Genomic DNA, 13,057 nt, shown 5'->3' with positions numbered 1-13,057 from the left:
ATGGAGGGGCTTTTATGACAATAGGATCACAAAACGATATTGATGGTCTGAAAGAAATTGGCAAAATCGTTGCATTGACGATTAGTGAAATGAAACGTCACGCACGTGTAGGAATTACGACAAAGGAACTGGATGATATCGGAGGGCAGTTTTTGAAAAGGCATGGGGCTGTGTCGGCACCTAGGAAAACTTACAATTTCCCTGGCAACACATGTATTAGTATTAACCACGAAGTTGCCCACGGAATACCAGGAAATCAAATCATTCAACCGGGCGATTTAATAAACATCGATGTTTCTGCAGAATTGGGGGGCTATTATGCGGATTCGGGACATTCTTTTCCGATAGCTCCATACGAGCCATCATTAATGCGTCTTTGTCAGTACACATACAATACAATGATGAAAGTAATCTCTTCACTTAAGCATGGAGTAAAATTGAACGAAATCGGAAGGATTATTGAAATCGAGGCTAAAAAAGGCGGCTATAATGTAATTAAGAATCTGTGTAGCCACGGTATTGGAAAATCTCTGCACGAGACCCCAAATGATATTCTACCCGTTTATAACAAGCACGATAAACGGGTATTGAAAGAGGGCTTGGTAATTACAATCGAGCCCTTTTTATCTACAGGTGCAGGGTATGTCGTTGAGCAAACGGATGGATGGACTTTAAGCGTACCCGACAAAAGCTTTGTGGCACAACATGAGCATACCATAATAGTTACAAAGGATCAGCCAATAATCGTGACTGCAGTATAGACCATCAGAATGAATCCGTTTTTTGTGTGTTGGTTGCGCTAACGGATAACGTTAGTTTAAAAACACCGGCAGTCTGGACATTAAACTTCAGTCCGCACGGCTGCCGGTGTTTTTCCCGATCAAGAAAAAGATGTAATGTATAAAATACTATGTAATATACATGTACATGAATTAGCCTAAACGCCAGATTTTTCGTTATCGAGCTTCCGGGCGTACGCGTGGCGAGGCGGACCGTTTAGACAACGGTGGCGCCGACGGCTCAGCTCCGATTTTATACGACTAATTCATCATCCCGCAGCGTCGCGATAGGGTGAAGGAATCGATGATCGAAACGGTTCAGCCCGATTCCCTCCTTCACTTTATTCACCCAATCCGAATTCACCAATGCGCTTGTGCCGATCGCGACTAAGTCAGACTGATTCTCCGCCAATAGCTGTTCCGCTGTTACAGGCTCACCTAGCTTGCCGTTTGCGATGACGGGCAAGCCGCCGTACTTTTTGGCGAGTTCTGCCAGTGTGGGGGAGTCATCAGCGAATGCAGGCGCAAATGCTTTGTATTCAGTTGTATGAATATAGGTTGGAGAAGCATTGCTCAGGCTCTGGAAAATGATTTTGGCATCTTCGATACCGTTCGCCCACTTATGGTGGATATCATTCACTTTGCCTTGCGAGATACGAACGCCAACCGTGTATTCGGGGCCAACAATGTCGCGGATTGCTCCCAATACTTCCAAGACAATTCGGATTCGTTTCTCTGTAGGACCACCGTAATCATCGGTTCTGAGATTCGTATAATCGGTAATGAATTGATCGAGTAAATAGCCGTTGGCAGCATGCACTTCAACCCCATCGAATCCTGCCTGCTTGGCGCGAAGAGCGGCTTGGGCGAAATTATCGATCACCTTCCGGATCTCCGTTATCGTCATCGCTCTCGGAATTGTAAATTCCCCGCTGCCTCCATGATCTTCTAACATCGTGCCGATCGGCTTAATAGCTGAAGGTGCTATCGGTGTAAATCCATCGTGCTGAACAAGCGCCCCCGCATGCATAAGCTGCGCGATTATTCGTTTCCCTTCGCGATGTACCGCCTGTATGACCGGCCTCCATGACTCGGCCTGCTCTTTATTTGCAATACCTGGTTGATTCATATAACTTTGACTGTTCAATAAGTCCGGATAAATGCCTTCCGTAATGATAAGACCGAACCCACCCTTCGCGAACCTTGCATAATAACGCGCCATCCGGTCGTTCGCCAGGCCATTTGACTCTGCGCTCGTACGTGTCATCGGCGAAAGGACAACCCTATTGGGCAGTGATAGGTATCCTAACTGAAAAGCGGAAAACAGATTGGTGAACTTACTCATTTTGATATCCTCCTCAAATGTACAAGGGCAGCAAAGTAATTGCTGCCGGGAAGTATTGTTTTCATGAATGATTGTAATCTGGCTTTTTCATGCTGTAAAATGATTGCTATTGATATATGTATCAAAAAAAAATGATGCCGGACCAAAGGAGTTCTCATGGAACTATTGGATTGAAAAATAGTGATGGCTATCTTGGAGGAAGGCAATATATCGCGTGCCGCACAAAAGCTGGATTACGTGCAGTCGAATGTCACTGCACGTGTACGTAAGTTGGAGTCCGAGCTTGGTATTGACGAGGGAGTACACCAACTGAGAAAGGGCTTGCATTCTGCAAATATGCAAGCGACACGGCGGGCAATACGGCCACGGCGAGTTCGTTCCGGACGCCCTGATTATCAGGGCGGAGTTCGCCGCGCTGCTCGTGCGCGCGTTGGGGCAGCCGGAGCCGGATGAAGCGGGAACGGCGTTCACCGACGTGCAGGCGGCGGACTGGCATGCCGGCGTCGTCGGCGCGGCACGGGAGGCGGGCTTGATCAGCGGTTTTGAGGACGGCTCGTTCCGTCCGAACGCCGAAATTACTCGAGAGCAGATGGCCGCGATGATCGCTAGGGCACTTGCCTTCGCCGGAAAGACGCCGCCGGCCGATGCAGCTTCACTGGAGTCATTTTCGGATGGCGCGGATGTGGCGGACTGGGCCGCGGACGCGACGTCGCAGCTGATCAGAACGGGTATCGTGCAAGGGATGACCGATACGACGTTCGTGCCGCAAGCCGACGCCACGCGGGCTCAGAGCGTTGTTATGGTTGAAACTGATGCTGCAATTTCTGCAGTTTATCGACGCATAGTACGTTACCATCCCATCATAGAGCATGCGAGGGCGGATGCTGGCAATTTGCCGGCGTCCGCTTTGCTTTTGCCCGCATGCGAGATAGATATTAATATTATTAATTAAGTGAGCAAATTAACATAAATAATGCAGGCTGTACAACACGGCTTCCGTGAGTGCCATCGGAAAATACCGCACCCCTTCGTTGGAAAACTAATCTGGAAGACCCTTCTAGTATTTTCCTAGGCCTAACCCACTATTAAAGAAAATATTAAGAAGTTTAACGAAGCAAAAGAAAAACTCGCAAAGCAGGGTATTGAAATTATTGACAATGATTTGAGAACTAAAAAGAATCGATTAGTAAAAGATGGAGGATTCGTAGGTTATTTAGATTTAGAGAATAACACATTAGAACTAAAATGAAACATAAGCCCATTAAATGGAGAATGGTTCCAAAGATTTATGATTACAGAGTATTAGAGTTAAAACGAAAAGATGGGCGAATTAAACACAATTATTTCTTATTTCACACTCTCTTAACTAAAAATTAACGGACGTTTCACGGCTTTTACTATATTGTTTTAATTGTATTTAAGCACCCGGATTAATCAAAATTCTAAGGAGGAACAAACAACATGCTTCCCATTCTGAAAAAAAATTCGTGGGCAATGTGGGGCAAACAGGTTTTCAGCCTGCTCCTTGTCATCGCGCTTCTCCTCGGCGCACTGCCTTTGACCGCGAGGCCCGCAGCTGCGGCGGGTGTAGAAAACGAGTCCTCTCAAAAAGACGGCCAAACTGTATTTACCACATCGAGCAGCAGTAGCAATGCGGTGGCTGAACCGGCCACAAGCCACGGCGTTTATCAAATTTCTTCTGTTGATGACTTGCTTTGGGCGGCGGGGAATCCCGACAAGAATTATGTGCTGACAAATGACATTGACCTTTCCGGGCAAACCGACTGGATACCCATCGGCACGGCAAACGCCCCGTTTTCGGGAAGCTTCAACGGCGCGGGCCATACCCTCACCCTCAATATCAACCAGACAAGACCTCAAAACGGTATTTACCTTGTGGGTCTGTTCGGTTATGTGTCGGGTACCGTTGTGAATCTGACGGTCGGTGGTACGATCAACGCCACCATTTACAGCGGTTATGTCGGCAGCGTTGCTGCGAATATTGCAGGGGGCAGAATTATCAACTGCACGAGCAACGTGGACATCACCGTGCAAGGCGCGACAGGAATCGTTCATGCAGGTGGGATCGCGGGTTCTATCCTTAACAAAGGCAACCCTGGCGGTACCATCGCAAACTGCACGAATAACGGAACAATCAACGTAACATCGCCCACGAAAGCTGCCAATCCTGGTGGGGATCTGGGCACCGGCACCAATGGTTCTGTCGGCGGCATATTGGGCTTAGTTACAACCTTTGCAACAGGCGTAGTCACAACTTCCGTGAATAACGGCGATATAACTGTGACGAACGGCAGTAATAACGTCGGCGGAATCGTGGGCATGACTTCTTCCAGCAACGCTGCAACCAACGCCGATATCACATATAGCGCCAACAAGGGAAATGTGACCATTTACAACATTGCGGGCGAACGAGCGGCCGGTATCATCGGCTATATTAAAAGCGGACGTATCGATTATAGCTACAATACCGGCAACGTCATTGCTTATGCCGATAGCGGAAGCACCGTGAAGAACGGAGGTAACGGATACTACTTTGGTATTCTTGGCTATGCCAACACAAGCAATTTGGAGATTATATACGCTTACAACGCCTCTCCCAATCCGCTGGCAGCTGAAATCGGCTACGCTAAAAACGCTTCGAGCCTGACTTTTCAAAACTTTTATATGGCAGGCAGATCAGAATATGGTGCCTCGGATCCGGCTGGTACGCCTGGCACCACGTTCAACTCTGCTGCCGATCTGTTGACAAAAATCACTGTCACAGAGGACGGTGCCAATGCGTACACCTCCAACCCCGAGGGAGGATATCCTCTTCTGTATTTTGAGAAGGCACGCACTCTTGCAGACCAGGATTACGATGGCATCATAGAAAAACAATCGATAGGCAATGATCTCAACACGATTTATTACTTCGTTCAAACAGACGGATCGGTAGATACGCAGGGGCTGACTGTGAATGCCGCCCTTACAAAAGATTCCACCACCACCATTGAAAATGCCGAGCTTGCCGCGCTTCCTTCCGGCGGCAGCGTGAGAGTCGGCGATATCACTTATGTTGCCGCTGACGGCTCCACGCTTTATGGCGTTGCTATGAACAGCATCCCCGACAATTTATGGACTGAAGCGACCATTACGGCCCAAAAAGACGGTCAGACCGTTTTCACCAAGACGATAACCAACAGCAATGCGCCGACGATGCCCGGAGGCCTGCCCAATTATCCGGACGGTACCCTTAGCAAAACTTATAACAGCGGCCCCGGATTGGCCAACGATCAGTATTCCGTAACAAATGAAGACTCGGAAATGGTTGTAGTCAGTGAGACAAGCGCGGAAACCTTTAATGCATACGTTCAGAGTCTTCTTTCAAACGGCTTTGAACCGATCGCCCATACGGAGACCGACGGCAACATCTATGATTCACTGAAACAAGGAAGCCAGTATTTCTATTTATATTACACGGCCAATTCTCATCAGGCCCGCATTATCCAGGACAATTCCACCAATACACTTTTATCCGATTTGGATTCTGCAACAATAGGGAGCGGCAGCACCGAATTCTATCTATACAGCATTGATTATGCCAATGGCATAGGCCCGATCGATCCATCCAAACATTGTGATTGCGGTGCCCTGATGATCGTCAAATTGGCGGACAACAGCCTGTTTGTCATTGACGGCGGACATCAGAATCAGAGCAGCGAAGCTGCGCAGTACGGCCTCATGAAGTTCATGTACAAGATTACAGGACAGCCATACGGTTCAAAAATCAACATCAGAGCCTGGTTCTTCTCCCACGCGCACGGCGATCATGTATATATGGCGCACGCCTTCGTTGACGCCTATCATGACAATCTGAATGTGGAAAGCGTATTGTTCAATACACCGTCTTTCCAGACCATGAGAAGCGGCTATGACGCCGGTACATTTTTGATGAAGCAAAGCTTCAGCACAAACTTTCCCAACGCCAAGTATGTGAAGCTGCACACTGGTCAGCATTTTAGTCTCCAGGGAGTCGGGTTTGATGTGCTGCATACCCACGAGGATGCCGTGAACAGCAGCGGCGTCACCACCATTACTGATTTTAACGATACCAGCACGGTATTTAAGCTCACGATGGACGGCAAAACCTTTTTAATGCTGGGAGATGTCAATACCCTAGTTCAGAACGATATGCTGCAAATGTACAGCGCCGATACCTTGCGCAGCGACATCGTGCAGGTAGCTCATCACGGTTATAATAATCTTGCATCCCTGTACGATGTAGTCGATGCATCTCTGGCAATCGTCCCCAATTCCGAGGTAGGCGCGAAAGATAATAATCCGGTTGTATATAGCGGATACGCTAAACCCGGTGTGCCGGTGTTGTTTGCAGACCCGGATACCTACAAACTGATCGTGAAAGACGGCAAAGTCGAATTTACAGCCATCCCCAGCTACCGCGAGGATATGGACCTTTACAGTGTAACGAATGTTACCCTGAACATCGGCTCTGACCAGACGCAGCGGAACGTGGATTGGTACAGCAACGCCCCGACTGCAGGAAAGGTGCAGCTCGCGCTGAGAGCCGAACTGACGGGAGGTGAATTCCCGACAGAGCATCAGGAGTTCGCTGCGGTGTCTTCCGACACCAATGTGACCGGGTTCAAGACCAACAAAACGACCATCACGGGCCTTGCCGCCAACACGGAGTATGTCTACCGCGTCGGCACTGACGACGGCTGGTCGCCGATTTACAGCTTTAAGACGCAGAGCTTTACCGGCGATTTCAGTTTCCTGTTCGCGGGTGATCCCCAGATCGGAAGCAGCGGCAACGTCGCAAACGACACGGCCGGCTGGACCAACACGCTCAACAAATCGGCCGCCGCTTTCCCGCAGTCCAGTTTCATAATCACAGCGGGCGATCAGGTGGAAACCGCGGATACCGAAACGCAGTATAATGGATTGCTTAGCCCCAATGTACTCAAATCCCTGGCGTTGGCCGTCGACGTCGGCAACCACGATGTAGCCAGCAACGCTTTCTCCCAGCACTTCAACATGCCGAATGTTTCCTCCCTGGGAGGGGTCTCCAGCGCCGGCAGCGGCAGTGGCGACTACTGGTATATCTACAATAACACCCTGTTCATGTCGATTAATTCCAACAATCTCAGTGCGGCAGAACATTCGCAGTTCCTGCAGGAGACGTTGGATGCGCACGGCCAGGATGTGAAATGGAAGGTGGTCACGTTCCACCATTCGATTTACAGTGTCGCAAACCATGCGCTGAACGACGATATTTTGCAGCGGCGTGAAGATATGGCCCCTGTTTTCTCGAAATTTGGAATTGATGTCGTATTCATGGGCCACGATCACGTGTATACACGCAGCTACATGATGAACGGCACAACCCCGGTCATCCCGGAAGGCGGCGTACCTTCGAGCGTGACGAATCCGGAAGCCGGACAGGTACTCTACATCACCGCAAACTCCTCGAGCGGCAGCAAGCATTACGCCATTCAGAATGCGAGTTTTCCATATGCCGCGGTGAAGAATCAGGAGAATACGGCTAATATTACGAAGGTCGACATCACCGGCACCTCTTTCACGGTGAGCACCTACCGCGTTTCCGATATGAGCGTAGTGGATACCTTCACAATCAACCGCGATACGCTGCAGTTCCCGGATGCACCCACAGGCTTATCGGGCGTGGCTCCGACGACGAACGCGAATGCAGACGGCAAGATCACGGGCGTCTCGGTCGGAATGGAGTACAAGCTTTCGTCGGCTGACGCGTATACGCCTGTTACCGGCAGCGAGATCACAGACCTTATCCCCGGCACGTATCAGGTACGCTATGCCGCCAAAGAAGGCTATCATGAGAGTCAGCCGGTCGACGTGACGGTACCCGCTTTTCTTATAGAAATCGGAACGGCAAGCGAATTGACTGCATTCTCGGAAGGGTTCGGCACACCGGATTATCCGATTGACGGAAACTACGAGTTATCGGCCGATATTGATATGCAGGGCGTGACTTTCTCGGCGATCGGCGGAGGCGGCTCACCAACGCCGTTCTTAGGCACATTTAATGGACAAGGCTATGTCATACGCAACCTGGAAATTACGAGCAGCGACGATAACACCGGGTTATTTGCCTACCTGGGCACAGGCGGAAGAATTGTAAATGTGGCATTGGTGAATGCGGATATTAGCGGCGAACATAATACCGGCGCCATTGCAGGAACTTCCACCGGTACGGTGGAGAACAGCTATGTGGATGGGAAAGTAAGCGGCGACAGCTATACGGGCGGGATTGTAGGCTTGCTCCATGCGGGCGTCTTGCAAAATTCCTCCGTAACCGCAGATGTGTACGGAACGAGAATCGGCGGCTTGATTGGGGGTACCGGTTGGAACAATTCCGGTTCGCCTCTTACAACGAAGGATACGACAACGGGCAGCGTCATTCGTAATAACTTTGTGGCGGGTTCGGTCACAGGACCGGATGGAGGCGAGTATTTCGGCGCTGTCGTCGGTGACATGGGCGGTTCGTCAGGCAGCCTGCTCCAAACCTTCCGTGGCAATACGGTCACGAATACGGTATATGGGGACGGCCTTGGCAAATTGGCAGGGTACTGGTCCAGCGACAGTCCGATCATTGACGCGGATCAAATCAACTACTATGACGGCGCCAAGCTAAGCACGAGCGGATTGCCTTCGGAAATCGTCTCTGTGTTTGCGGAAAAGGCAGCAGCCGACTTCACGCAGCAAGAAACGTTTGAGGATCTGGGATGGGACTTTGAAATTCATTGGGAGTGGGATGCGGCGAACAATGTACCCGTACCCAGAATGTTCGATATCGGCGAAGATGGAGATAACCTCGTAACGATTAATGCATCGGCAGGTTCGGGTGGAACCATCTCTCCCAGCGGATCTGTTTTGGTCGAGCGCGGACAAAGTCAGATGTTTACTTTCACGCCTAACGAAAATTTTGAAGTGGACACGGTAGAGATTGACGGCGTGGAGAACGCCGAAGCTGCCGAGGCGGGCGAGTATACGTTTGAAAATGTGGACGCCGAACACACGATCGACGTTACCTTCAAGAGTATCGATCGGATTGTCTCCGATCTGACGGTAGAAGGAGGCGCCATTACGGTAGACGGAGATGCGGTGGACAGTCCCGCGCAAGTCAAGGAAGACGCGCAAGTTACGGTAACGGCCGACGTTCCGGACGGGCAGCGATTTGTCAAATGGACGGCGGACGGTCTCGCGAATGACAGCTATACCGAGAATCCGTTCACGTTCACAATGCCGGCGAACCCAGTTTCGCTGAGGGCCAAGTATGAAGACATGCCAGTATTTAACGTCGATTTGACCAATCTTACGGTGGACGGCGACACAGTAAGCGAATTTAGCGCCGACAAGACGAGCTATACGGTGAATGTGCCGTACAGCAAAACATCCGTGACAGTTGCGGCAACTGCGGCCGACGAGACCGCCGACGTTGCGGTTGAAGGTGGCAACGATCTGGTCGTAGGAGACAATACCGTAACGGTTACTGTGACGGCAGAGGATGGAGAGACGAAGAAGGTGTACTCGATTATCGTCAACCGCGCTGCCGAATCGGACGATGATGATGGCAACGGCAGTGGAAGCGGAGGATGGGGCGGAGGATCGGCAACACCATCTGGAATTACGTTGCCTGCCGGCGTCGGCGGCACGGCCCGGTTTGAGAATAACGCCGTTACGATCACGGTTCCCGCCGGAGCATCGGAGAAGCAATTGACGATTACGGTTCAGAGAGTGTTGAATACTTCGCAGCTCGTAACCGCTGATGACGTGCTTCTTAGCCCGGTATATGAAATTTTGAAAAACTTCACGGAAAATTTCTCGAGCCCGGTCACGATTACCTTAACGTTCGATCCGGATTTGGTCGGCACGAACCAAACCGCCTCTATTTTCTACTACGATGAGGAAGAGATGGAGTGGGTGGAGATCGGAGGCGAAAAGAGCGGCGAGCGGATTACGGCGGAAGTCGATCACTTTACGAAGTTCGCGGTATTCGCCGTAGATAAAATAGTTGATGAAATTCCCGATAGCGAGCCTGAGGCAACCACGGAAGTGGCGTTCAGCGACATTGCGGGCCACTGGGCGGAAGCAAGCATTAAGCAGGCAGCTGCGAATGGAATCATCGACGGCTATACCGACGGTACATTCAAGCCGAACGGCGAGGTTACCCGCGCCGAGTTCGCGGTCATGATGGCTCGCATGCTGAATCTGCAAGGGGGCGGAGCCACCTTGGCGTTCACCGATACGGGTACCATCGGCGCATGGGCGAGACAAGGCATCGCGCAGGCGGTGCAGGCCGGTTTCGTGAAAGGCTACGAGGACGGCAGCTTCCGACCGAACGCGCAAATCAGCCGTACCGAGATGGCGCTGATGATTGCGAATGCGCTTGGCATCGCCAATAACACTAACGCGGCAACCCCGTTTGCGGATGACGCCGGGATTCCGGCATGGGCCAAAGCGGCAGTCGCGGCGGCTGTGGAGAACGGCCTCATTCAAGGCGTCGGAGACAACAAATTCGCACCGGACAAGACGGCAACAAGAGCCGAGGCGACGGTCATCCTGATTAGAGCGCTCGCGTTCACCAATAAGTAAAGCTTCTTCTGTTCACAATAATAGCCAAGCCCCCGGCTCTAGAGTCGGGGGCTTGGCTATTTGTGGTGGTGCGCCCGGCATGGGCAGCGCCGCAGGAATTATCGCACTCTCCGCCGACAGCAGAGAACATGTGAACGAACTGGCAGACAAGACGTTGGCCGCGGGAGGTAAGCAAGTCCAAGGAAGCGCAGCATCACGGGTTCATGTAGGTTAGAAGCTTCGAAGACTTGAATGGACATCATTCGTAACGATCCGGATAGACTGGCGAATTGACAGATCATATAAAAACCATTTGCTATTCCTAAGACAAAGGTCGAGAGCGGGAAACGGCGGGCTAAATGCTCGCTGAAAGTACAAGACAAGACGTTGCTCTTCTTGGGTGAGCTTGCCTGTGCAAAGTAGCAGAAGTCTGTTACAGGTGATTCGTACTCTCTAGGTGGGCAAGATCTCGGAAACCGATAGTGTACTAGTTGGTACGCACCCTTTGGGCAACGTGCCGCTTGGATTCCGGAAGCCTCTTGGGCTTCAGCAGTGGCCCCAGAAAGGAAGCATGGCAGGCCGCCCGAATCGGGCGACCTCTACCAGTTTGCGATGCCGGGCATTTCGGCGAAACAATCCGAGCCGTGAGGGGAAAGCTGGCTGCGGTTAAGGACAATCGCCTTTACCGCGTATTAACCTTTCATGACTGCTCGTTCTTGAAAATCGCAAACTCGGTCATGGCTAAGTCCCTAGAAATTCGAATTCGTGAAATAAATCGTTTGCGGTCCCGCTGCGCCGCCCGTCAGGCTAAAATTCGACGCGATCGTCTTTCCATGCTTGTTCACCCTGAAATCGGCGATATTCCAAGCCTTCGTATAGTTCACGTACGGCGATTGCAGGATGAGACCCGCCCATTCCACGACGTAATGCCCGGCGCCGCCCGAAGGATTGTCATAGACGGAAATTCGTTTCTTCGAGCCGCTCTCGTTATTAATCACGACGGACAGATTGTACGTGACGCCGTAGTTGCCGTTGTTTACGACGTCTTTCCCGTCGACGGCGCTATATCCGGTCTCGTATTCCCCGGGCATGGCGTCGCTAAACGGTCCCGATGCGGCGGAGGATATCCGAATGAGAGAGTTGCCGGCAGACGTATTGTAAGTCAGCATACCGGTCCGATCGAAATGCGGGAATGTCCCGCGGACATGCACGTCTCCCGGAAGGATCGACTCCTCCTCGGGATGGTCCGGCTTATTGACGTAGCCTAGGGTCGTGACGGTGACGACGGCGTCGTCCTTCCCTCTCTTGGTAACGGCACGCATCTGAACGATGCCGCTTACCGTGTACGTCGGCGGTGCTTCGGCCTCGAGATAATAGGTTTCGCCAGGCTGCAGCGTAGCCGCCGGCTTGCGGTCGGAACGGGAATCCAGAAAGCCTGTCAGAGCGGTCTGCCCGGCAATGTCGGGATAATAGTCGACGCCGATACCTTGTGCTTCCGTATACAATTGAACCGTATCGTCCGTCGGATTGGTGACGGCCACCGCTACGTTCAGAGGCGCTCCCGTCATGTTGGCGTGATGCCAGAATATGCGGAACTGCCCGCTGACCTGATCGCGGTAATACGCCCCCTCCGTCTTCGGGGACTCGGGAGAATCGCTTAATATAAGCGGTCCACCGGTTGGCGTAAGTACGGGCTTCTCCATCGGCGCACCCGGCTTCAATGTTTCGATCGGAACGAGCTCGCCTTGCGCGAAAGCGTTTGCAGACGATAGCAGCAGACTGCTTGTCACCCCTAGTATCAACAGCCATTTCTTCCTCTTGTTCACTAAAATCCCTCCCGGCAATTTACGATTCCCTCACGACTCCGATTGCTCAGCCGAACATCGGAAGATCTTGCTTCTGTGTTATGAGTCCCTCCTAACTTATCGAAAGTTTCATAGAGAACGGCTTTGTCTTCGCGCAACTTCGCCGGCAATCGCACTCTACTCTATTAAATTCATCTTATAACACATCATCATTGGAGTAAACTTCCAAATCAGATCAACAAAGGACTCTTGTTTACAAGGCCATTGCGAGCATTTGGAAGCGCCAGTTCTTTGACAAGGTTATTAACCGGTCCGACATACGGGGGCTTTTTCCCGATACTATTGGATTTTGGCCTAGGTTGCGGGCTATGCGATCATCTCACATCACTCCTATTTGCTCGACTTTTTGAACCCCAGTCTAGAATCGATTTGAAGCGCCTTAGCGAGAAACAGCATACTTACAAGTAGGGGGAACAGCTTAGCGCATGGGATCACGG

Annotated in this window: 5 protein-coding genes and 1 pseudogene; 4 read left to right on the top strand and 2 right to left on the bottom strand. The window is 51.3% G+C overall.

Annotation, left to right across the window (positions count from 1 at the left end):
• Positions 1 to 14: 14 nt before the first annotated feature.
• Positions 15 to 761, top strand: coding sequence for a type I methionyl aminopeptidase (map, locus tag AC0YNV_RS26500; protein ID WP_475770715.1), 747 nt, complete (start codon positions 15 to 17; stop codon positions 759 to 761).
• A 271-nt stretch (positions 762 to 1,032) separates the two neighbouring features.
• Here map and AC0YNV_RS26495 read toward each other — a convergent pair whose 3' ends face one another.
• Complete coding sequence (locus tag AC0YNV_RS26495; RefSeq protein ID WP_475770714.1) at positions 1,033 to 2,124, bottom strand: oxidoreductase; 1,092 nt, start codon at positions 2,122 to 2,124, stop codon at positions 1,033 to 1,035.
• 183 nt (positions 2,125 to 2,307) lie between these two features.
• Here AC0YNV_RS26495 and AC0YNV_RS26490 point away from each other — a divergent pair.
• From AC0YNV_RS26490 to AC0YNV_RS26480, 3 genes and pseudogenes are all read left to right on the top strand, one after another.
• Positions 2,308 to 2,465: pseudogene (locus AC0YNV_RS26490) on the top strand (LysR family transcriptional regulator); the annotation flags it as partial.
• Positions 2,466 to 2,545: 80 nt separating this feature from the next.
• Positions 2,546 to 3,076, top strand: a complete 531-nt coding sequence (locus tag AC0YNV_RS26485) for an S-layer homology domain-containing protein (protein WP_475770713.1) — start codon at positions 2,546 to 2,548, stop codon at positions 3,074 to 3,076.
• A 509-nt stretch (positions 3,077 to 3,585) separates the two neighbouring features.
• Positions 3,586 to 10,776: an S-layer homology domain-containing protein gene (locus AC0YNV_RS26480; RefSeq protein WP_475770712.1), complete on the top strand. Its 7,191-nt coding sequence runs from the start codon at positions 3,586 to 3,588 to the stop codon at positions 10,774 to 10,776.
• Between the two features lie 728 nt (positions 10,777 to 11,504).
• Here AC0YNV_RS26480 and AC0YNV_RS26475 read toward each other — a convergent pair.
• The gene (locus tag AC0YNV_RS26475; protein WP_475770711.1) at positions 11,505 to 12,581 is read right to left on the bottom strand and encodes a hypothetical protein; all 1,077 of its coding nucleotides are present in this window, start codon (positions 12,579 to 12,581) and stop codon (positions 11,505 to 11,507) included.
• Between the last annotated feature and the right edge of the window lie 476 nt (positions 12,582 to 13,057).

This window comes from Paenibacillus sp. JT31N11, assembly GCF_056269285.1.
This window is presented reverse-complemented; position numbering and strand designations above follow the sequence as displayed.